Origin of the sequence: Treponema sp. TIM-1 (assembly GCF_046533115.1) — a bacterium.
Classification (GTDB): Bacteria; Spirochaetota; Spirochaetia; order Treponematales; family Breznakiellaceae; genus JAIRMO01.
In genome coordinates this window covers 1-21,510 of record NZ_JAJQRC010000008.1, presented here as the reverse complement: position 1 = coordinate 21,510, position 21,510 = coordinate 1, and the positions used below count along the sequence as shown (strand labels likewise).

At 50.1% G+C, this 21,510-nt stretch carries 17 protein-coding genes; 7 read left to right on the top strand and 10 right to left on the bottom strand.

The window, feature by feature from the left end; all coding sequences use genetic code 11:
- Positions 1-194: 194 nt before the first annotated feature.
- From LQZ21_RS05300 to LQZ21_RS05265, 8 genes are all read right to left on the bottom strand, one after another.
- Complete coding sequence (locus LQZ21_RS05300) at positions 195-1,316, bottom strand: glycoside hydrolase family 172 protein (protein ID WP_411043195.1); 1,122 nt, start codon at positions 1,314-1,316, stop codon at positions 195-197.
- Between the two features lie 17 nt (positions 1,317-1,333).
- Positions 1,334-2,311 (bottom strand): ABC transporter ATP-binding protein, encoded by a 978-nt coding sequence (locus LQZ21_RS05295; protein WP_411043194.1) that lies wholly within the window; start codon positions 2,309-2,311, stop codon positions 1,334-1,336.
- Positions 2,308-3,279 (bottom strand): ABC transporter ATP-binding protein, encoded by a 972-nt coding sequence (locus LQZ21_RS05290; protein WP_411043193.1) that lies wholly within the window; start codon positions 3,277-3,279, stop codon positions 2,308-2,310. The genes LQZ21_RS05295 and LQZ21_RS05290 overlap by 4 nt, the downstream gene beginning before the upstream one ends.
- Positions 3,272-4,018 (bottom strand): ABC transporter permease, encoded by a 747-nt coding sequence (locus LQZ21_RS05285; protein ID WP_411043192.1) that lies wholly within the window; start codon positions 4,016-4,018, stop codon positions 3,272-3,274. The genes LQZ21_RS05290 and LQZ21_RS05285 overlap by 8 nt, the downstream gene beginning before the upstream one ends.
- Positions 4,019-4,126: 108 nt before the next feature.
- Positions 4,127-5,122: an ABC transporter permease gene (locus tag LQZ21_RS05280; protein ID WP_411043191.1), complete on the bottom strand. Its 996-nt coding sequence runs from the start codon at positions 5,120-5,122 to the stop codon at positions 4,127-4,129.
- Between the two features lie 68 nt (positions 5,123-5,190).
- Positions 5,191-7,116 (bottom strand): ABC transporter substrate-binding protein, encoded by a 1,926-nt coding sequence (locus LQZ21_RS05275; protein ID WP_411043190.1) that lies wholly within the window; start codon positions 7,114-7,116, stop codon positions 5,191-5,193.
- A 291-nt stretch (positions 7,117-7,407) separates the two neighbouring features.
- Complete coding sequence (locus tag LQZ21_RS05270) at positions 7,408-8,409, bottom strand: helix-turn-helix domain-containing protein (protein ID WP_411043189.1); 1,002 nt, start codon at positions 8,407-8,409, stop codon at positions 7,408-7,410.
- 270 nt (positions 8,410-8,679) lie between these two features.
- Positions 8,680-9,795 carry an AraC family transcriptional regulator gene (locus tag LQZ21_RS05265; protein ID WP_411043188.1) on the bottom strand — a complete coding sequence of 372 codons (1,116 nt, stop codon included), beginning with the start codon at positions 9,793-9,795 and terminating at the stop codon, positions 8,680-8,682.
- A 152-nt stretch (positions 9,796-9,947) separates the two neighbouring features.
- On the opposite strand from LQZ21_RS05265, the gene LQZ21_RS05260 reads away from it, so the two are divergent.
- From LQZ21_RS05260 to LQZ21_RS05235, 6 genes are all read left to right on the top strand, one after another.
- Positions 9,948-11,195 carry an ABC transporter substrate-binding protein gene (locus LQZ21_RS05260; RefSeq protein WP_411043187.1) on the top strand — a complete coding sequence of 416 codons (1,248 nt, stop codon included), beginning with the start codon at positions 9,948-9,950 and terminating at the stop codon, positions 11,193-11,195.
- A gap of 67 nt (positions 11,196-11,262) precedes the next feature.
- Positions 11,263-12,159, top strand: a complete 897-nt coding sequence (locus LQZ21_RS05255) for a carbohydrate ABC transporter permease (protein ID WP_411043186.1) — start codon at positions 11,263-11,265, stop codon at positions 12,157-12,159.
- Entirely contained in the window at positions 12,149-13,042 is an 894-nt protein-coding gene (locus LQZ21_RS05250) for a carbohydrate ABC transporter permease (RefSeq protein WP_411043185.1), read from the top strand. Before LQZ21_RS05255 ends, LQZ21_RS05250 begins: the two co-directional genes overlap by 11 nt.
- A gap of 6 nt (positions 13,043-13,048) precedes the next feature.
- The gene (locus LQZ21_RS05245) at positions 13,049-15,478 is read left to right on the top strand and encodes an alpha-L-rhamnosidase (RefSeq protein WP_411043184.1); all 2,430 of its coding nucleotides are present in this window, start codon (positions 13,049-13,051) and stop codon (positions 15,476-15,478) included.
- A 47-nt stretch (positions 15,479-15,525) separates the two neighbouring features.
- Entirely contained in the window at positions 15,526-16,230 is a 705-nt protein-coding gene (locus tag LQZ21_RS05240) for a response regulator transcription factor (protein ID WP_411043183.1), read from the top strand.
- On the top strand, positions 16,227-17,708 hold the full coding sequence (locus tag LQZ21_RS05235) for a sensor histidine kinase (protein WP_411043182.1): 1,482 nt from the start codon (positions 16,227-16,229) through the stop codon (positions 17,706-17,708). Before LQZ21_RS05240 ends, LQZ21_RS05235 begins: the two co-directional genes overlap by 4 nt.
- Before the next feature lie 33 nt (positions 17,709-17,741).
- On the opposite strand, the gene LQZ21_RS05230 is transcribed toward LQZ21_RS05235, so the two are convergent.
- On the bottom strand, positions 17,742-20,585 hold the full coding sequence (locus LQZ21_RS05230) for a 3' terminal RNA ribose 2'-O-methyltransferase Hen1 (protein ID WP_411043181.1): 2,844 nt from the start codon (positions 20,583-20,585) through the stop codon (positions 17,742-17,744).
- A gap of 134 nt (positions 20,586-20,719) precedes the next feature.
- Here LQZ21_RS05230 and LQZ21_RS05225 point away from each other — a divergent pair, with 134 nt between their 5' ends.
- Positions 20,720-21,310, top strand: a complete 591-nt coding sequence (locus LQZ21_RS05225) for a hypothetical protein (protein WP_411043180.1) — start codon at positions 20,720-20,722, stop codon at positions 21,308-21,310.
- Positions 21,311-21,328: 18 nt separating this feature from the next.
- Here LQZ21_RS05225 and LQZ21_RS05220 read toward each other — a convergent pair.
- Positions 21,329-21,510: hypothetical protein (locus LQZ21_RS05220; RefSeq protein WP_411043178.1), on the bottom strand; the 182-nt coding region annotated here is incomplete at its 5' end.

The window sequence follows — 21,510 nt, the reverse complement described above, 5'->3', positions numbered from 1 at the left end:
TCACTTCCAGGTAATCCTTATCCGGCAGTGGGGGGAAGGGAGCCGCCGGCAGGGTCTGGTACCAGTAGGCCACTGAGGTAATATCGTCCTGCAGGGGCAACAAGACCTGAATACATAAATACTTTCCTTTCGGGTTTAAGTAGTGTCTGTCCATAATGTAGACACATTATGGACAGACTTCCTTGAAGACCGTATTATCTGGGCCAGCGTTCTTTCGCCGCAGGCAATTTGGGAAACTTACCGTAAGGTTTATCCTGATACCAGTAAGCTACGGAAGCAACATCGTCGGTCCTTTCAAAAAGTTCGGACTGATTATGGCCTATCTGCTGAATGGTAACCCGTAAATCCGATTCAAACATAATGGGGTCCATTATATGGAAGCGGTAGAGTCCGTGCTTCGGCATGAGGTCGTAGATTTTTTCCAGCTTGCGCATATCCCTGCCGCCGACATACAGATAGCTCTTTGAGGATTCAAGACCGGAAAAGTAATGATGCCCCAGAAAAGCGGTAGAATAAGTCACCTCGTCATTGATACCGTCATGCTCTTCATAAAAGCACCATGCGCCGCCGAAGTAATCCTCCGTACCGGTACCACAGATGGTGGGATAATCCCTGTCACCGTCGATGTAGAATTTCATTTCCCCTTCACCCCACCAAAAACGCTCCAGGGCCGTCCAGGCGAGGTAGGTTCCCACATAGTGGCCTTTGCCGGAAACGCCGTCCAGGATGGTATAGTCTTTCCCTGCCGTGGTAAGGTTTTCCCTTCTCCACTGGGCATGAAAGTATGCGGAATTATCAGGGACCGAATCAAGGGTGTAGTTAATCTGAAAGAAAAACCCCGGTACATCACCGGGATGCTGGTTCTCTATGGTGAATTTGGCGGTCCTACGGAAGGGCATGGGGAAATAGCAGTTCATTCCACCGGTAGGATTTACCGCTATGGGCAGGGCGTTTACCTTGCTCCGCGCACCGAAACCACAGCAGAAAAAATCCCCCAGGGGAACCTCCACCGACGGAAAGTCCGCATCGTCCCAGTAAATACGCAGAACCAGATCCCGGAGTATATAGTAACTCTTTTCGCCGTTCTGGGCGCAGGTCATCCAGAAGCTGTTGATGATTCCGGGCCCCGCAATCCCGGCCAGGACGGTTTCTTTTCCCTGGGGCAGGGTGATACAGGGCCGTCCTTTCCGCCCGGGACCCAGATTCGAGGCTTCCTTCCCTCCGGCGCCCGGTTCACCATGAGGATTTTCCGCACTGATTGAACGGGACTTTCCGGTTTTTAAAACCATAAGATTCGCAAGGCCAAAGCTATTCATGTTTTCCTCCGCAGTATTTATTTGGACTCATAATTACGGTACTTGTAACAAAGCACCCGGTGATTTCCCTCAAGATCTACCATATCCGGGCGTTTTTCCCGGCAGACATCCCTGGCATAAGGACAGCGGGCAGCGAATTTGCAGCCCTCCAAACGGTACTCCCTGCTTTCAAGATCCGGCAGCACCATATTATCATCCCAGAGTTTTCCTACCCGGGGAATGGAATCCAGAAGCAGCTCCGTATAGGGATGTCCCGGCTTATTCAACACATCCTGGGCATTACCAAATTCGATAAGATTGCCCCGGTACAGGGTGGCAATGTAATCACTCACATAATATGCGGTGGAAAGATCGTGGGTAATATAAATAAAACTGACATTGTAGTCATTTTTCAGGGACTTAAAAAGATTGACAATGTTCATCCGCATGGAGGCATCGATCATTGCCACCGGCTCATCGGCCACAATAATTGAAGGCTTGGGGATTAATGCCCTGGCGATTGAAATGCGCTGAAGTTCCCCGCCTGAAAACTGACTGGGAAATTTTCCCTTTACCTGGGAATATTCAAGTCCTACCGAATTAAGGGTTTTTGAAATAATGCCCAGCGCTTCGGTACGGTTTTTTGCCAGATCCAGGCGCAGGCATGTTTCAAAAAGATAGTTCTCCACAATACGCCGCCGTGAAAATGCAGTAAAAGGATTCTGGAATATGGGCTGGACCTTTTTGTAAAAATCTTTTTTATCCCTGCTGAATAATTTGTTAAGCGGGACATTGTCAATCAGAATATCACCTTTTGTTTTATCCAATAGATGGAGAAGCATCCTGGCGAGGGTTGTTTTACCGCTCCCCGATTCGCCGACAATGCTTAATATCCAGGGTTCTTCCGATGTAATGGAAAAAGAGATATGGTCAACGGCGGTTATTTTTTTTCCAAGGATCAAGCCGCCTATGCGGAATTCTTTTGTCAGCTCCCGAAATTCGATACGGTGACTCATTTTCCGGCCCCCTCAAGAAGGTGGCAGGCCGCGGTATGTCCCGGGCTTACGGTAAAAGTCCCGGGTTCCTCCAAACGGCATCGCTCCCGGCAGTGAGGACAGCGCTCTGCGAACCTGCATCCTTTTATGACCAGCCGCAGATTGGGAGGCGTACCGGGTATTCCTTCCTTCTGGCTGTTGTCCCCAAGACGGGGAAGGGCTGCGATGAGCATCTGCGTATAGGGATGTGCAGGCTTATCAAATATCTCCGTGGTCGGGCCTGCTTCCACCATCTCACCGGCATACATTATTCCCACCCGATCCGTTATCTGATAATGTACGCCCATATCGTGGGTTACAATAATAATTGAATTACCCATCTTCCTCTGGGTGCGTCTCAACATCATAAGAATGCCGCGCTGTACCACCACATCAAGGGCGGTCGTGGGCTCATCGGCCAGAATAATCTCCGGGGAAAGGAAGGTCGCAAGCGCAATAAGCACCCGCTGCCGCATCCCTCCGGATAACTGGTGGGGATAGGCGTCAAGGGCGGCGGCCGGCAAATCAAGTTCCTGTAGGTATTTGGTGATTTCCGCCCGCAACTGTTTCTTGTCTTTCAGTTTACCGTGTTTTCCGACAGTATCCATAAACTGGCCGCTGATTCTGGTTACGGGGTTCATCACATGCATCGCGCCTTGAGGAATATAAGACATCTTTTTCCACCAAATTTTACGGATCTCACCGCTTTTGAGGATTTTTGCCGTACCGTCATGGTCTCTATACTCGATTGAAGCTTCGCCGGCTGAAATTTCCAGGGGAAAATCAATCAAATCGTACATGACTTTAAGGAGCGTGGACTTCCCGCAGCCCGATTCTCCGGCTATGCCGAATATCTCGTTCCGTTGTATTTCAAGATTAATGTTGTTAACCGCATTGACATAACCGGAAGCGGTATCGTAGCGGGCGGAAAGTTTATCGAGCTTAAACATTTCCACCTCGCTTCTTCGCGGCGTACATCTGGTAACCGGTCATGGTAAGAAAAAGGGAAACAAATACCAGCACCGTCGTAACTACCGGAGAACCGATCCACCACCATCTGCCCATCAGCATAGCCTGCTTCTGGTTTGCCCAGTAGATCATGGTACCGAGCGTGGCCTTTGAATTGGTGGAAAGTCCGATAACCGCGAGGCCCGATTCCATGGCGATACCCACCAAGACTGCGTTAATAAAATTGGCCAGCCCCCAGTCTGCAATGAAGGGAAACACTTCTTTTACCAGTGTTTCTATAAGATGCTGCCCTGAAAAAACAGCGGTAAAAATGAAATCCCGCTCTCTTATGGATAAAGCCATTGCCCTTGCCTGACGCGCCGGCCACGGCCAGTTAAAAAAAACCATAACCAGCGCGATGCCGTATATATTCAGATTGGTTGACAGAAGTGCGGAAATCAGAATAAGGATAGGCAGCGCGGGGACAACGATAAACGAATCAATAACCAGGGTAATAATGCGATCTAATACACCGCCTATAAAGCCCGCCAGGAGGCCGACTAAGATTCCGATAAGCGACGAAAGCGAGGCGACGATAAAACCGATAAGAAATGAGTTCCGTATGGATTCGGTCAATACATGGAAAGTGTCCTGCCCAAAGGATGTGGTACCCATAAGGTGCTCCGCGGAAGGCTTTAGATCCTTAATGAAGGTGTTCCATTCCACCGCCGAACCTTTCATAAAGAACGGAAATATAAATCCAGCAACAAACAAAAGGGACAATAGTATTAAGCCGAACCACAGCCTGAAATTCCAATACCGGAAACGATTGCTCATTCTCTCCGCTCCTTATTGATACCGGATTCTTGGGTCGAAAAACGGATAGAGTAAATCTATCAACAGGGAAGTAACGGCCACCGCCACAATGGTAATGGTTATGGTCCCCATTATAAGATTATAATCTCCCCGCAAGATTGCTTTATAGATAAGGTTACCCAGTCCCGGATAGGTAAAAATCATCTCCATAAGCATGGCGCCTCCGAACATGGTTCCCAGTTGTAATGCAAGGGTTGTCATCTGAGGCAGCAGAACATTTGGCAGAATATAGCCGGAAGTAATCCTGTTTCTGCTTAAGCCCTTGAGTCTGGCAAAAAAGATATAATCTTCTTCTGCGGCGGCAGTGGCGACAGACTTCATACTGATAACCCACCAGCCGAACCCATTGATTATAATAGACAAGGCAGGCAGAAAAGAGTTCTTAATTATGGAAATCAAGTAGGAAATATCGGTGATAGAACCGTTAAATGAATACCCCAGTGGAAAAAGGGGTATGAGATAACAAAAGAATATTACAAGAATAAGGCCCAAAATATAGTAGGGAATTGGATAAAAAACAATCGCCAGGGATTCCAATATCCTTGAATACCCCTTGTCTTTGTGTATTGCCGCGATTAAGCCGATGGCGTTTCCAAAAATAAAAGCGATTATGGTAGACACCAGAAGCAGGCCGCAGGTCCAGGGCAGGGCGCGGCCCACCAGTTCCATAACCGGTGTAGGAAAGAACGCCAGAGAAGGCCCAAAATCATGGGTGAATATAACCCGTTTTAAGAACCCAAGGTACTGGCTGAAAACAGACCCCTCAAGCCCGAAAAGGGCGTTCAGGGAGTCCCGGATCCCCTGCACGGCATCGGGACTTACATTCCCCATGGAAAGCATCCTGCCTACCATGTTATCAACCGGATTTGATGGCAAGAAACGGGGAATAAAAAAAACAGCGGTAACCCCGATCAAGATAACCCCGAAAAAGGTTATAAGTCTTGACAACAGGAATTTCAAAAAATGCATGGTATCATCCTCATCCAGTCATCAGGCGAGAAGCCGGACCGGCTCCCTGCGGGAACCCGGCGGTTCACTTATTTTACGCCGGTGGGGCGGTAACGGGGCAGATAGGTTCTGAACTGATCCCACCACCACCAGGGGCCTTCAAAGGGGTTATCCGCGGACTGGTAGCCTGTCCAGTACGTGGTATTAACCGGCACTATTTTTGTCGTTCCTACCATATTATTCATGGGCATTTGCCTTACCATTTCCTGGAAAATCTCCGTGAGCTTTTGGATAACCTGGGGATTATCCGAGGGGAGCGCCAGAAGCTCGTCAAGGCGCTTGTCCACATAGGCGTTCTTGAACCGCGCGATATTGATAGAGTATTCCCCATTGGGCCTATAAAACCTGGAATGCCAGCCGAGCATATTTGTTGTCATATCCACCATGGTGGGAGTAGTCGGCCAGAAAACACCCACTTCATAAAGACCGTTGTACTGGGATGCGCCCCATGTGGCAGAATCAACACCCCGTGCTTCCACGTCAATACCAAACTTCCGCCAGCTGTCCGCGACGGCATAACCCAGCTTGCCGTTCATCGCGGAGTCTGACATAGTTACCAGGCTGATCTTCCAGGGCGTCCCGTCCGGCAGATACCATCTGCCGCCCCTTTGGGAGAAACCATTTTTCGTTAAAAGTTTGGCAGCTTCCACGGTATCATACTTCCACCAACCGATACCAAAGGCGGCAAGCTTCGCCTCCGGTGTGGCCGGAAGATTGGCTACTCCCTGTGCCTTAAGCGCTTCGAGCATCTTGTCCGGGTAGGTATCATCAAAGGGTTTATACCCATCGGCAAGGGCAAAATTCTTAAGCCAGGGCAGCATGGGCTTGTGGTAAGCGTTCATCAGGGGATCCAGAGGAGGCGCCTGAATCGGGGAGAACCGCAGCATGCCGTTACAAATAGAAATAGAAACAGAAATAGTATCCGTCGCCAGGGTAAGCGCCCAGCGGACATCCGGATTATCATAAGGAGCTATGTCGCAGTTAAATACCGTACCCAGCCCGGCAGGATCGTTGGGATTGCCGTACGGGAAGCCGTTAAACCAGGCTTTTACGTTTTTATTTCTTTCCATCAATAAGCTGAGGCTTTCCGGGCTTACGTCCACCATGATGTCGTAATCGTTATTCAGCATGGCCATAACCCGGCGTTCTTCCGTTCCGTAACTGCGGAAGAGTACATATTTCATCTTGGGTTCACCAATGCGTTTACCCGTAAGACCATTTTGCCAGTCCGGCCGTTTTTCAAAAAGGTACCAGGTTCCGCCGGTTTTATCCAGGTCTTTGAGAAGCCAGCAGTCAAGGCCAATGGGGTTTGAATTCCTGAAGGTTTTGGGATCCTGTTTTTCCCAGATATGTTTGGGGAGAACGAAGAACGTGGGGCCCCAGACTGCACTACCCAGACGGGCGGCAAGTTTAGGTTCGGGATTGTTTGTTTCAATCTGCACCGTATGGGCGTCTATTTTGGTTACCCTTTTAAAGAGGTCTTTATAAGCCGCATGGGGTGTCAATTCCGGCGTTTTTAAGACCATTTCCGCGGAATACACCACATCATCGGCGGTAAAATTGACCCCATCGGTCCATTTGATTCCGTCAAGAAGTTTGATAGTAAATTTTGTATAGGTAGCATCTTCGGGTTTGGGCAACTCCGCTGCAAGCTCGGGGTAGACTTCGCCTTTCATGGAATCAATCTGATAAAGACCGGTTAGCAGCAACTGGTGGTATCCGCCGCTCGAAGACCAGCCTGGCAGAAGCGGGTTGAACTGGGTAGGATCGGCGATTATTCCGTCCATGTTGTCCACGATAAGAGTTTCTGCCCTTGGAGTGCCGACATCCGTCATCTTTGCAGACCCACCGGAAGATCCGGCCGTTCCCTGGGAACCGCCTCCTGCAAACAGAGGCCCGCAAACGACAGCCGCCGCCATCATAAGAACGGCAAGTACCAACGCTTTTTTCCTCATCACTTTTCCTCCAAAATAAAATGTGATTAGGAAGATGAGCCAGTTTCAAAACCCGGTTGGTTTTTCACTGGCTCTTGCAGTTTCTCAGGCTAAAGCCTTGCGAAACTGCGTTTTTCAAGGTTGCTGTTTCAAAACTGAAGTTTTGAAACAGCCTCAGATGAATACAACTTCCTAACTGAGATATTATTGCCTTATAAATATTGATATGTCAAGAAAAATTTTATAAATTTATGTAATTTTTATTTAATCATTACAGTTTTTCATTATTATTTGGATGGTATTCCCTATTCTTTATAGTTTTTTCTGCCGGGGTTCGGGGTATGCGCCGGTTTCCTGTTTGGCAATCAGAACCTTACACAGTTCAGAACCCATGGAATAAAACGAGGGACCTACGCTTTTTACGGGGCTGAGGCCATGATAATTAAAGGTTTCTTCTTCGCAGTCGTAGACCAAAAAGTTGTCGTTTTTAACGGGGATTTTGTACTGTATGAATTTCGCACCCACGATGTAATTGGAAGAATAATCAATGGAATATACGGCGCAGCGGGAATTGAAGTTATGGAAAAACGTATCTATGGCCGTCATGGAACCGCTGTCTGCCAGATGGATGTACCGCACATCATCACAGTCATCCTTAATGGCTTCTAACATCCCTTCATAACGGCGGTTTCTCTTTCGGGGATAGTACCCTACCACCAGGAAACGGCGGTATCCCCGGTCTACAAAAATCCGGCCCGCTTCCTTGGCGTGGCGGAAATTATCCGTCTGAACCACCGGCAGGATGGGGAGTTCGTCCAGGATAATATCGGTAACAATATCCCTGCCCTCCCGCATAACGTGGTAAAAAGGAAGGGCGGAATTGTTGAAATACAGGGCGATGATACCATCGGCATCCAGGGACAGGAGGTAATCCCCAAAACCCAGGGAACTGATATCCATATCCGGTATGGGTTCAAACCGTGCGGAAACCCCTTTTTCATCGGCGGTTTCCCGGATGCCCTTGAAAAGGGCTTCGTTAAACCGCGTATCAGTCCTCGCCGAAACCACCGCTATTTTATACCCGTCCAGCTTCTTCCGGGGCCGCAGGGCGTCAATGGTTATTCCGGCCTTTCGTTTTACGGTTATATACCCGTACTCCTCAAGCTTTTTGACCCCCCGCTGGGCGGTCTGTATACTTACCTGGTATTTCTCCGCCATTTGGCGGATCGACAGGTATTTATCCCCCGGCTGGTAGTGGTTCTTAATATCCCTGACGGTGGCATGAAAAAAGGCGTCAAATACTTTTTTTGGCATTATTAATCCTTATTTGTTATGATTAAATATGCCGTACTATTGTCTTTAATACAATAGGCCGCTTTAGGCTGCTATGAACTTGTCAACGCCCGGGAATGGCTTAAATGACCAATTTACCTTTTTTGCCTTCTGCTCATTTAATTGACTGCGCAGCGGTCTACTTTGGGGTGGTTGCTTTCTATTGTGGGGCAAGTTTAGCTGCTTGCGGGCGGGGTATGCTGATGTATCCGGCTGCTTATAGGGGGTATCCATCGCTGGATAAACCGCTTTTTAAGCCGGGGAGCCAGCGATTTGCCTGTATTGCCGCCGGTATGCGGTGGGACTCGTGCCGCAGGTCTTTTTGAAGGTCCTGATAAAGTTCTCTTGGCTCTCAAAGCCCAGGGAATAGCTAATCTCATAGATGCGCATATCGGAGTTTTGCAGCAGATGTTTCGCAAAACGCATTTGATTATCGCGGACTATTTCTTTATATGTTTTTCCCGAGACGGCCTTGATGAGCCGTGAGCAATAGGACTTTTCAAGATTGAAATGCTGGGCGAGTTTCGCCAGCGACAGGGTTCTGAAGTTTTCATTGATATACATGATCATGTCCCAGTGTTTGTTTTTGACCGCCCTCGGTCCGTTTTTCCCAACAATTGCCTTGTTACCATAGCGCCGTAAGACAAGGAAGAAAAAAATTTTAATTTGGTTTTCCATAATACGGTTTGTAAACGGATCGTCTGTCTTTTGTTCGATAAGCATATCAAAGAGCATATCAAGGAGTTCATTGTCCTTGTCGATATTAATAATAATGTACTGACTGGAGTTAAAGGCGTAAAGCCCTTCAGTAAAAAAACGTCCAAGCAGATTATCCGCGGTAAGCAGGTCAACACCAAACACGTCAAAGGTATTTTTGCGAATAAGAAAATAGATAACAATACTGTCATCAAATATTTCCACGGTGTGATTGGTCAACGGCGGTATAAAACAGAGGCTGCCTTCATGAAAATTGATGCGCTCTCCGCCTATGGCACTGACACAAGCGCCTGAAAGGCAGTAAAAAATTTCGAAAAAATCATGGGAATGGACAAAAGCCGGGTAGTAACGGTCATGTTTTTTAAAAAAGACGTTCCGGTCAGGAAGCTGTTTAGGAAAGAATAACTTCTGCGGCTTCATGGAGGATCCGCCCAATGTCAGGAAAAGATGGTTTATCCCTTGGGCTTTTGCCGGAAGCCCCTCGTCATAACGGTCGATTTCCCAATTTATCAGGGATTCCCTGCTGATGGATTTGAGGTGAGCCATGAGCGCTGTCTGGTCATTACCCAGTTCATAGCAGCGTTTAAAAAAAAGCTCCTTATCGTTATAACGCCTAAGTTCCTCCAGAATGGCGAGGGCTTCCTGCTTCATGGTCCAATTGTTCCAGAAACCACAAAAAAAGTCAATATATAAGTCAATTTTTGTCATTGCGTATTGCATATACCCGGATAATAATAACAGATCGCTGCCTCTATACCGTTGCGGAGGCCGGCAGTCAAAAAAGCACGGTAAAGGAGTAATGTATGAAGTTAAAATTCGGGTTAATCGCTTTGGTATTACTGGGGGTTCTGCTTCCAAACCTGTTCGCACGGGGCGGGAGCCAAACCGGCAGTACGACCGGGAAAACAACGATAACCGTATGGGAGCACGAGAACAGTTTTGAAGAAAGCCTCAAGCAGGTGATTGCGGGTTTTGAAAAAAAATATCCAAATATCACCGTCGCCTATGAACTCAAGTCGACTGATTATTACAGTGTTCTGAATACGGCGCTATCCTCCGGGGCGGGTCCCGATCTTTTTTGGACCCATGGAACAAATACCGGAAACATGGCGGAATATGTTAAAAACAACGTCCTGCTTGATCTCACGGGGAAAGTGGATTATTCCACTATACCCGCCTCGGCTCTGAGCATTTCTGATATTGGCGGAAAACGATATTCAGTTCCCTGGTTGATGATGGATACCCGGGCCGTGTATTACAATGTGGATATGTTTAACCAGCATGGCTGGGCAGTGCCAAAAACCTTTGCTGAATTTGAGGCGCTGCTCCCGAAAATCAAAGATGCGGGGATTATTCCTATTTCGCTCTCCCCCAATGACTCCTGGTCACTGCTCTTTGCTTTTGAGCCTATCCTTTCCGGTTTTGATCCTGCATACACCAGGAGCCTGGCGAACTATCCGGTATCCGTAACGGCCAAACCGGTAAGTGATGTCCTTACCAAGATGCTTGATTGGGCGGACAAAGGTTACTTCGGCGCAAACTGGCTCGGGGTAATCAATAGCAACGCCCAGATCCTGGCCTTTACCACCGGGAAGGCTGCCATGAATATTGACGGTTCCTGGGCCGCTTCGACCATCAGTGAAAATAATCCTGCCCTGAACTATAGCGCGTTTTCTATTCCGGCGGCAGACGGTACAACCGGTTTGGTGGGAACCCTATCAAACGGTTTCTCCGTAAACGCTGCTTCCAAGAATTTGGATGCGGCGCTGCTCTTTGCCAATTACTGCGCATCCTTAGAAGCCCAGACGATATGGGTGCAATCCCAGGGCGGCCTGTCCGCGAGTCCGCAAATCAAGTCTTCAACCGCAATCGCGGATGCGATCAGCAGAAGCGGGCAGGGGAATGTTTATACATCCTGGTATGACGTGTTGAATAAGCATTCCAAGAACAGCGAGGCCTGTTCCATCTGGGATCAGGACAGTACTAAGGTTTTTTCAAAAAGCTTAAGTCTTGCTGATCTCCTAAAAAATATCGCGGCCCTGATGGACTAATCGCCGCGGCAGAGGTAATAGGGGACTACCATGAAGCATATTCTTCCCGCGGATGGGGAAAAAAGCTATGAAACAGTCTAAAAATTATATTTTTTTCATCACGCCGGGTTTAGTTCTCTATACCGGCTTTGTGGTGGTCCCTATTCTGTACGTTTTATATTTAAGCTTGTTTGAATGGTCCGGCTTAGGGCCGATGAATTTTATCGGCGTGGAAAACTTTAAAACATTGTTCACAAACAGCCGGGTAGCGCCGGAGATCTTTCATGCCCTGCTGAACAATATGAAGTATTTATTGTGCGTATGGTTTATCATAACACCTTTTCAATATATAGTCGCGTACCTCTTGTTCATCAGGGTTCCCGCGTGGCGGTATATAAAGTTTATGATATTCCTGCCCTATGTCGTAAGTTTAACCATTATTAGTTTTTTTGCCACCTTGATCTTTGATCCAAACATTGGATTATTAAACAGGGCTTTGGAAAGCATGGGACTGGCAGGCGGGGCGTGGTTTGGTGACACCCGCTGGTCATTCAAATTACTGGTTTTTCTGATCCTCTGGCAGGGTGCGGGCTCTGGCATTATGATCTTCTATTCCAATATGCTGGATGTTTCACAGGATATAATGGATGCATGCAGGATTGATGGCTGTAAAGAATGGCAGCGTTTTTTTTACATTTTTCTGCCCCTTTCATTGCCGGCGTGTGCGTCGATTATCACCATGAGTACCATCTGGGCGCTTGCCTTATTTGACCTGCCTTTTATTCTTGGCGGATCCAACGGCGGCGTGTCAGGCTCGCTTGATTTTGTTAATCTGGTTTTTTATCGTTATACCTTTGGTACAGCCATGCGGGGAAAATCAGACCTTGGCTTTGGGGCTTCCATTTGCTCGGTTATGTTCGTAGTTATGATGGTGATAACTTTTATTCAAAATAAAGTGTTGTCAAGGTTTGAGTATGAAAACTAAAGAGAATGACGCGGTGAAACTGTCCATAAAGAATCAGCGGGAAGGAGTTGAGATCCTATCCCCTGTTGCAAAAACAGTCAGAACAGTTCTCTCGGGTGTATTGGTGATTTATACCGGTTTAATTGTCTTTGTGGTCATCGTTACCCTCCTTGACTCATTTAAGACAAAAACGGATTTGATTACCAATTTTACCGGCCTCCCCCGGGTGTTTTCTTTTGATAGTTACCATGCAGTATTGTTTGATGACGATTTTCTGCTTTATTTCAGGAACAGCCTGATATTGGTCATAGCCGGAACCGGCGGCTGTGTTCTTCTTTCCGCATTGACCGCTTATGGTATCGCGCGATATGATTTTAAGGGAAAGATATTTCTTTCCAGTTATTTGTTCCTGGGCATGATGGTGCCGGTACAGGTAAGCATTCTGCCGGTGTTTCTGATTTTGAAGAACCTGCATTTGCTTAATAATTTACTGGGACTGATTCTTGTGTATATTTCCACTATATCCATGTGCTGCCTGGTATTCCAAAAATTCTTCCATACCATTCCAAAGGCCCTGGAAGAATCAGCCCGGCTGGATGGGGCGGGAGACCTGAGAATCTTTTTAAGGATTATCATGCCGGTGTCCAAGCCGGTAATACTCTCAATGGCCTTGATTAACGGAATAATCCACTGGAATGATTTCTATATGCCTATGGTCTTACTCGGAAGCCGCGCGACGAAAACATTAACCCTTGCTATCTACCAGTATGTAGGGCGGTTCGCGAAATATATGAGTGAATCAATGGCGGCGGTGGTGATTACCTTAATACCGGTTATCATTTTATACTTTCTATTCTCAAATCAGATGGTGCTGGGTCTTACGGGCGGCGCCGTAAAGGAATAAACGAACATGGATGCTCCTTTTATTGCGGCAAAAACACCAATCCAATGCCCGGTGCTGCGCAAGTCTTTTACCCTGCGGGGCGGCGTCAAGGCGGCGCGTCTTTCCATCACCGGCCTGGGCCTGTACCGGGCCTTTATCAATAATAAGCGGGTTGGAAACGATTACCTTACTCCCGGTTTTAATGACTATGATGCCTATCTCCGTTATCAGACTTACGATGTCAGCGCCATGGTAGAAACAGATACTACTATCGAAGTATATTTGGGCGATGGCTGGTATAAGGGCCGTTTTGGCCTTAACGGGCACAGCGGTAATATTTGGGGCAGTAAGTATCTTCTGGCGGTGGAGCTTTCCATAACAGCCGAAGACGGCAGCAGTACCGTAATCAAAACCGATGAGACCTGGACCGCGGCCGAGTCCTTTATTCGGGAAACCTCTATCTATGACGGCGAGTTTCAGGATCGCACGATGGATTCAACGCAGCGTACCGCCTGTGAAATGGTAAAAACCCATTATAATGTCATCCCCTATACCGGCGCTCCAATGGTTGAAAAACACCTCCTTAAACCGGAGTTGTATATTTCTCCGAAAGGCGAGCGGATACTCGACTTTAAGCAGAATATGGTGGGGGTCTGCCGCTTTGTCTGCAGCGCTCCAAAAGGCACGGCCGTAACACTGCGTTTTGGCGAGACGTTGCAGGACGGTTGTTTTTATAACGCCAACTACCGGAGCGCAAAGGCGGAATTTGTATATATATCCGATGGTAAGGCCAGGATTGTTGAGCCGTATTTTACCTATTATGGCTTCCGCTATGTTACTGTTGAAGGTATAGAAACAGTGAACCCCCATGATTTTTCCGGTGTGGTTATTTATTCGGATTTGCCTGAAACGCTGCGGGTGGAAACCTCCGCCCCCAAAATCAACCGCCTCATTCAAAACGCGGTTTGGGCACAGCGGGGTAACTTCCTTGATATTCCTACAGACTGTCCCCAGCGGGACGAGCGGCTTGGTTGGACAGGCGACACGCAGGTTTTTTCCGGAACTGCCTGTTACCACATGAACTGCCTGGCGTTCTATGCGAAGTTTCTGGATGACCTCCGCGCTGATCAAATTATGTATTACCAGGGGAATATACCCATGTACAGTCCCTCCCTTAAAGGCAATCCGAAAAGCGGAGGCGCGGTTTGGGCTGACGCGGCCACTATCGTATCCTGGAATATTTATACGCACTACGGGGATCGGGAACAACTGCGGAAGAACTATCCGCTTATGCGTGATTATGTCGAAACGCTCATTGCCAGCGACACCCGCGATAATGCCGGGCACCTTCTTATTAAAGATTTCACCTTTGGAGACTGGGTCGCTCTAGATGGCGCAACCTCCAATAGCGTTATGGGCGGCACTGACGCAACCTTTATTCGGAGCGTTTATTATTACAACAGCGTAAGTATCTGCGGCAGGGCTGCCGGTGTGCTGGGGTTTCATGATGACGCGGAACGTTATGCCGCCCTGGCGGAACAGATTAAGGCGGCGATTCTAAAAGAATTTTTTACAGAAAGCGGAAGACTTGGCCTGGAAACACAGACATCTTATGTTCTTTCTCTTTATTATGACATTTATAAAGACAAGGAAAAAGTGATTGAAGGTTTTAAAGCGCGGCTGGCGAAGGATTTATACCGTATTAAAACCGGCTTCACCGGAACTTCCCTCATGCTGCCCGCGCTCATGGATGCAGGTATGGTAAACGATGCCTACAGAATCCTCTTTAACGAAGCGTTCCCGGGCTGGCTCTACGCGGTGAACCTTGGGGCAACAACCATATGGGAACGCTGGAATTCCCTGCTTCCCGATGGCAGGGTCAGCGGTACCGGCATGAATTCCCTGAATCATTATAGTGCCGGTTCGGTCTGCGAAGCTATTTATTCGCGAATGGCCGGTTTGCGCTGTACCGCGCCGGGCTGGAAAGAAGCTGTCATTGCGCCGCAGCCGAATTACCGGCTTAAGCGCATCAGCCTTGAATTTGATTCTCCCAGCGGGACCTATAAAACAGCATGGGAACTCTGCGCGGACAACAGTTTTGAAATGCGTGTCACTATTCCGGCGGGCGCGAAGGCGGTGATTATACGGCCCGGACATCCGGAACAGGAGCGTATTGAAGTCAGCGGCGGCGACTATCAGTACCGGTATACCCCGGTATCAAATTTTTTCTATCCTTTCTCAAAAAAAACTCCGGTTCTTGACCTCATTGCCAGCGAGGCTGCCAGAGAGATATTAACGCAAAAACTGCCACGCCTCTGCAAATGGATCAGCGGAGAAAACGAGGAATTTTTAAGTTTCCCCCTGGAGGAGATTCCGGGTCTGGTCGCAGAATTTGGCAATAGTGTCGAGGCAGTAGTAGACGAAGTTGATTCCCTTCTTAAAACCATAGCCGGTTAGCACCAAAGCAGTAGCCTTTTTACCGCTTTACCCGTAAAATAAGGACCATGAAGGATATGCAGACCGTCTTGGTGGTGGATGATGAAGTAAAGATCCTCAGTTTGGTAAGGTCCTATCTGGAAATAAACGGGTATGCCGTCTTTTGTGCCAAAAACGGCAGGGAGGGCATGGAATTTTTTGAGAGCCGCCGGAGTTCGCGGAATCCGGTTTCGCTGATACTCCTGGACCTTATGCTGCCCGATTTTTCAGGCGAAGAATTTTGTAAAAAAGTGCGGCAGGACTCTGATGTTCCTATCATTATGATCACCGCCAAGGTTGAGGAAGAAAACATAATCCACGGTCTTAACATCGGCGCCGATGATTATGTAACCAAACCCTTTAGCCCCCGGCAGCTTATGGCGCGGGTCGAAGCGGCCCTGCGGAGAAGCAGCGGCAGAAAGACGCCCCAAAATTTTCTTTACTATGATGATTTAATCGTCGATACCGAAAAGCGGATGGTCAGCCGGAACGGGAAGGCGGTTAACCTTACCCGCGATGAGTACCATATCCTTACCCTGCTCATGTCCCGCCAGGCAAAAATATTTACCCGCGAAGAAATTCTTGCAGCGATAAAAGGCGCTGATTATGACGGCTTTGATCGTTCGGTGGACACCCACATAAAAAAAATCCGGGCAAAAATCGAGGATGATCCTAAAGCGCCGAAATACATCATCACCGTCTACGGTATGGGATACCGCCTGGGGGACCTATGAAACGAAATTTCACCATAAGCCTTCAACACCGCCTGACCCTTACCTATGCCTTGTTTATCGGCGCGGCCCTTGGAATTTTAACCCTGGCAATAAATAGGTTCACCGGCATAACCTTTAACGCGCTGATTAAAGAAAACATCAGTGAGCGAAGCGGAGAAATCGTCCGGGCCATCGAAGCCCTGTATAAGCCCCTGGAAGGGGGCTTCGATGCCATCGTCACCGAGGCGATAGGGATGTACTTTGTCCATGAGGGGTATATTGTAACCGTGGAAGATGCGGGGGGAGAACCGGTATGGGATGCCCGTTCCTGTGATATGCGGCAATGTGTGGAGGTGATAAACGACATAACGGTACGGATGGAACAGAATTTCCGTTTAAACGGCGGCATGCAAAAACAGCGGTATCCGGTTTACTATAACAACCGGGTCATCGGGGCGGTGAGTATAGAAACCTACGGTCCTTTTTTTTACAGTGAAACAGAAACCCGGTTTTTAAGCTCCATAAACAGGCTCCTCCTTTTCGCCGGCGCTATCCTTGCCCTGTTAAGCGCCGGCATTGCCTTGCTGCTTTCCCGAAGCATCGCACGGCCGATTCTTAAAGCTGGGGAAGCGGCCCGCAAGATAGCCCAGGTTCACGCGGCCGGGCAGGTACCTTCCGGCGAAGCAAACCCCGAGGGGCTTATCATCAGAATAGACGAGCGCTATAAGACGCGGGAACTCCAGGACCTTTCCCGCTCAATCAACTGTCTTGCGGAAGAATTGGAGGAGGGGGAACGCCGTCAAAAACAGCTCACTTCCGACATCGCCCATGAATTACGCACCCCCCTTACCTGTTTACAGGGAAACATAGAAGCCATGATTGACGGCGTGTATAAACCGGACCGGGAACATCTTGAAAGCTGTCACGAGGAAATAATACGGCTTACGAATCTGGTTAAGGATCTGAGTATCCTGACCAGCCTTGAGGAGGCCGGAGACATTGCCGGAAAAAAGTTCCTCCCCAGTCCCTACGGGATGTCAACAAATTTGAACAAAACCAATTTTGACCTCGCAAAGCTGGTGCAAATTACGGCGGACCAGTTCAGGGCGGCGGCCCATGAAAAAGGAATAGCGTTACAGCTCCACCTGATCGAAAGCCCCATAAACGCCGATTACGATCGTCTGAAACAGGTGTTTATGAATCTTCTTTCCAACGCGGTAAAATATACCGACTCAGGAAGCATCACCGTCAGCATAGAGCAGGGCCCCCTCCATTGGGATATTATCGTTGCCGATACCGGCATAGGCATACCGGAAAAGGACCTCCCCCATATCTTTGAACGCTTCTACCGTACCGATAAATCCCGGAACCGCAGCACCGGCGGCGCCGGAATCGGCCTTGCGATAGCCGCCGCCATAGTAAGCGCCCACGGCGGCACAATCAGCGTGGAAAGCACCAGCGGAGAAGGCACAGGAAGCCTGTTCCGGGTGCGGCTATAAGGCTCCCTTCATGCCATACCGGGCAGGTTCTTCCTATAACCGGGGATCCACGGCTTCATTTTCCAGGGCCAACAGGGCAAACACACATTCATGAAAACGGTGCAGGGGTTCCTTCCGGACAAAGCGTTCCAGGGCTTCCATGCCCAAGGCAAACTCGGCCAGGGCGAGACGGCGTTTTTTTGCCAGGGAACGGTTTCGCAGGGGATCCGCGTTTTCGGGCATGGTGTATTCGGGGCCGTAGATGAGTCTGAGGTATTCCTGTCCCCGGCATTTGAGGGCGGGTTGGATCAGTTCTGTGCCGCGGCGGGCAATAAAATCCACGGGCTTTACAATCATGCCTTCGCCGCCAAAACCGGTAAGACGGAGCCACCAGTCCGCTGCGGCAGCAAGGGCTTTTTGGTCGTTAAGCTCAACGGTGATGTGGCCGGTGCTTATAAACAGGGGATCGGTTTCCGTCATAAAACGCCGGATGGTCTCCAGGTGGCAGAGATGGGTTTCGTGGTTCCAGACCTTCCCTTCGGTGGCAAGGATATGAAAGGGGGCGACCCGGTAATCGTCCGCCGAGGATACGGTCCGGTGGCAGCGGCGGTAGGCTTCGGTATACCGGTCAAGACATGCCTTGCGCTGTTCAAAACGTTCCAGTACCGCGGCGACATGCATGTCCGCGGGCGGATGGCCCCGCTGTTTTTCGGCAGGTGCCGGGGCCACAGCCGCCGGCCCCCGGATAGAAAGGGCCTGTTGTAAGAGGGCGATACCCGCGGCAAGGCCGTCCCTCCCGGCCCGGCCCACCGGGGCGTACTGTTCCGGGAGGAGCCTGCGGATCTTTGCCGGCGGGGGTAAAATTTCCGCGTCCAGGCACACCCAATCCGTAGCGAATTGTTCCCAAAACCCCGAGCAATCAAGGACCTTCCCCAGGCGTTCCAGGATGGCCTGCTCTGTTGCGGCTTCGGCGGGATCAAAAAAATGCCGCCCTATCCGGGTATAGATGATTCCCGGTGGGCCGTCCGCTGCGCCGAAGCGGTCCAGGGCGGTTTCAGGGCTGCGACAGAGGACGATCACCGCCCGGGCCCCCCCATGCTTCTCCTCACAGACCACCCGGTCAAGGCCGGCCTTCCGGTAATAGGCAAAGGCCTCCTGGGGATGTTCGATAAATTCCGGGAGGGAACTGGTTCTGCAGGGGGACATGGCCGGGGGAAGGTAGATGAGCCACCGGGGATCAGCGGAAAAGCGGCTCATGATTTCAAGGGCCGCGGCGCGGTCCTCCTCATCGATCACCAGGTCGTGATGCAGGGCGGTCCGGATGGTAAGCTCCCTGAGTACGTCTTCAACGGCCGGCAGGGCCCCGGAACTGTGGTTTTGGGATGCGCCGGAACCGGCGGCAGGATCTAATAAGGCGCCGGGGCAAAGCGCGGGCGGTTCGACGCCGGAGCCGCTCCGGGGGAAATTCCCCTGAACAAATACCCCCATTTGGGTAGGGGCGCCCTGGGTTGCGTCTACCTGCCCGATATCCGCAAAACTCACTTCATAACCGTAACGACCGGCAATCCGCTCCGCCCAGAGGCGGAACTGCTCCCGGTTCCACTCAAAACGGTGATCCCGGTGACGGAAATTTGACCGGCCGTAGATCCTATTGTATGCAACGTTGGGGGTGCTTATCACCACCATTCCCGGACGGGCATCGCCAAAGACAAGCGCCGCCAGGGTATCAAGCCGGTTTTCGTCCAGATGTTCTATCACCTCCGCCAAAACAGCGGCATCGTAACCCCTGAACCGCTTGTCCCGGTAGGTGAGGGAGCCTTGAAAGAGGGAAAACCGTTTCTGTTCTGTTTCCGGCAGTTGGTCCAGTTTTAATCGTTTTCGGGCATGTTTCAGGGCGCTGGGGGAAACGTCAACGCCGGTAATCCGGGTAAAGTTTTTTTCTTTCAGTAAAAGCCGCAGCAGATTCCCCTCCCCGCAGCCCAGATCAAGCACCGATTGGGCGCCGTTTTTTTTCAGCACCCCGGCTACCGTTTCCAGCCGCAGCATATTCAGCCGTGGACGGGCCCCATTCGTTGGTTCAAGCGCTGCCCCGGCATCGTTTTTTTCCGTCCGGGCGGGTGAAGGGTCGTCAACCCTTCTTCCCTCCAGCCGGTCAAGGGCGGTATGGGTCAGGACCCACAGGTTCTTGAAATAGCGGCGGGCAATAAGGGCTTTTGCGGGATGATCCGCAAGCCAGCCTTTGCCGTGGTTGAGGAGCTTGTCTATTTCGTCTCCCGCGATCCAATAGTGTTTTTGCTGGTCAAAAACCGGAATAAGCACATAAATATGGTTGAGCAGATCCCGAAGCCGGACCTTTCCCCGGATGGTCAGGTTGAGGTAGGGACTGTTTCCCCATTCGGGAAATTGCTCGTCAAGCAAAACCGGCGCTTCACTTTCCACCTCGTACCCCAGGGGCCCAAATAACAATTTTGGCAGCCGGCCGCCGCCCCGGCAGGGCAGCATAAAAAGCCCCGCACTTAAATCCAGGGGAGTATCCGCCAGTTCCTGTTTTTTGGCGCACCTTCCGGCCAGGGCGGTTCCGTACACGCTGGATATGGCGGTACTCATAAACGACGAACCCGTATAGGGCCGGTCATTCACATAGTCAACGATACCGGGCGATTTTGTCCCCCCCCGGCCCGGATCCGGGGGATCGATGTCGAGGAGCATCGCGGCGGTACAGCGCAAAGGTCCTGTTTCGGGGTAAAACACCTGCACCCGCCCAAACCCCAATTCCATTGTCTGGGGCCGCCCTGGATGCTTGTGGAGCAGGTACCCCAGATCCGTGGGATCTTTGCCGGTATAGGTGATGGTAAACAACATAACCGGATGATACCCTAAATGTTCTTCTTTTGCCATATAACCGGAAAAACCCGCGTTGCCTCATTGAAAAAGTAACCCAAAAGACCCTATGCCACATTTTGGAAAAGTAACCCAAATCAAGGCAGACTATCCGGAACCACTAGTTCCCGGAGGTCAAAATGGGGTTATCCATGAAAGAGAAAAAGGCAGTTACCCGGCAGGTTCGTTCCCACTACCTAAAAGCCGGACGGAAAGAGAAGTCGGCCATTTTGGATGAATTCATCCAGATTACCGGTTACAAAAACCGGAAGTACGCCCTGCATATCCTCAATAAGCCGCAGGCTCCCCTCGTCGTTACAGGCAAGACCGTCAAACTCAAACCGCAGAAAAAAAGACCCGCCAACCGGCAGAGCAAAAAAATCTATACCGATGAGGTCATCGCCTCCCTCCGTCTCATCTGGGCATTCTTCTGGTATAAATGCGGGCGGAAACGAAGTTTCCGAAAGCTCCTCGCTCCCCTCATCCGCCAGCATATGCCCTTCATCGCCTCCTGGCCCGCCTTCGCCATCACGCCGGACATCAGGGAGAAACTCATGAAGATAAGCCCAAGAACCCGCTTTCGCGGGAGAGACCATCGACCGCGCCCTCAAAAAAGACAAGGCTGCCCTCGCCCTCACGGGCAAAAGTCTCACCAAACCGGGAAAATCCCTCAAACGCCTCATCCCCATCCGCACCTTCTACACCTCAGCGGAACGAAAACTCCCCGGTTTTATCCAGATTGACACGGTCCACCATTGCGGTCAGACCACTTCCGGCCAGTATATCCTCACCCTCACCGCCACCGACGTCGCTTCCGGCTGGATATCCCTGTATTCCCTGCTCAACAAGGCCCACCGCTGGACCTTCAACGCACTCAAGGACATCCACGCAACCCTTCCCTTCCCGCTCAGGGAGTTCCACAGCGATAACGGCAGCGAATTTA

Excerpts from the sequence above, each read along its gene's own strand:
- LQZ21_RS05295 (WP_411043194.1), bottom strand. The coding sequence starts at position 2,311 with ATGAGTCACCGTATCGAATTTCGGGAGCTGACAAAAGAATTCCGCATA.
- LQZ21_RS05290 (WP_411043193.1), bottom strand. The coding sequence starts at position 3,279 with ATGTTTAAGCTCGATAAACTTTCCGCCCGCTACGATACCGCTTCCGGT.
- LQZ21_RS05250 (WP_411043185.1), top strand. The coding sequence starts at position 12,149 with ATGAAAACTAAAGAGAATGACGCGGTGAAACTGTCCATAAAGAATCAG.
- LQZ21_RS05245 (WP_411043184.1), top strand. The coding sequence starts at position 13,049 with ATGGATGCTCCTTTTATTGCGGCAAAAACACCAATCCAATGCCCGGTG.
- LQZ21_RS05230 (WP_411043181.1), bottom strand. The coding sequence starts at position 20,585 with ATGGCAAAAGAAGAACATTTAGGGTATCATCCGGTTATGTTGTTTACC.
- LQZ21_RS05255 (WP_411043186.1), top strand. The coding sequence starts at position 11,263 with ATGAAACAGTCTAAAAATTATATTTTTTTCATCACGCCGGGTTTAGTT.
- LQZ21_RS05260 (WP_411043187.1), top strand. The coding sequence starts at position 9,948 with ATGAAGTTAAAATTCGGGTTAATCGCTTTGGTATTACTGGGGGTTCTG.
- LQZ21_RS05240 (WP_411043183.1), top strand. The coding sequence starts at position 15,526 with ATGAAGGATATGCAGACCGTCTTGGTGGTGGATGATGAAGTAAAGATC.
- LQZ21_RS05225 (WP_411043180.1), top strand. The coding sequence starts at position 20,720 with ATGAAAGAGAAAAAGGCAGTTACCCGGCAGGTTCGTTCCCACTACCTA.
- LQZ21_RS05280 (WP_411043191.1), bottom strand. The coding sequence starts at position 5,122 with ATGCATTTTTTGAAATTCCTGTTGTCAAGACTTATAACCTTTTTCGGG.
- LQZ21_RS05285 (WP_411043192.1), bottom strand. The coding sequence starts at position 4,018 with ATGAAAGGTTCGGCGGTGGAATGGAACACCTTCATTAAGGATCTAAAG.
- LQZ21_RS05270 (WP_411043189.1), bottom strand. The coding sequence starts at position 8,409 with ATGCCAAAAAAAGTATTTGACGCCTTTTTTCATGCCACCGTCAGGGAT.
- LQZ21_RS05265 (WP_411043188.1), bottom strand. The coding sequence starts at position 9,795 with ATGAAGCAGGAAGCCCTCGCCATTCTGGAGGAACTTAGGCGTTATAAC.
- LQZ21_RS05235 (WP_411043182.1), top strand. The coding sequence starts at position 16,227 with ATGAAACGAAATTTCACCATAAGCCTTCAACACCGCCTGACCCTTACC.
- LQZ21_RS05300 (WP_411043195.1), bottom strand. The coding sequence starts at position 1,316 with ATGAATAGCTTTGGCCTTGCGAATCTTATGGTTTTAAAAACCGGAAAG.
- LQZ21_RS05275 (WP_411043190.1), bottom strand. The coding sequence starts at position 7,116 with ATGAGGAAAAAAGCGTTGGTACTTGCCGTTCTTATGATGGCGGCGGCT.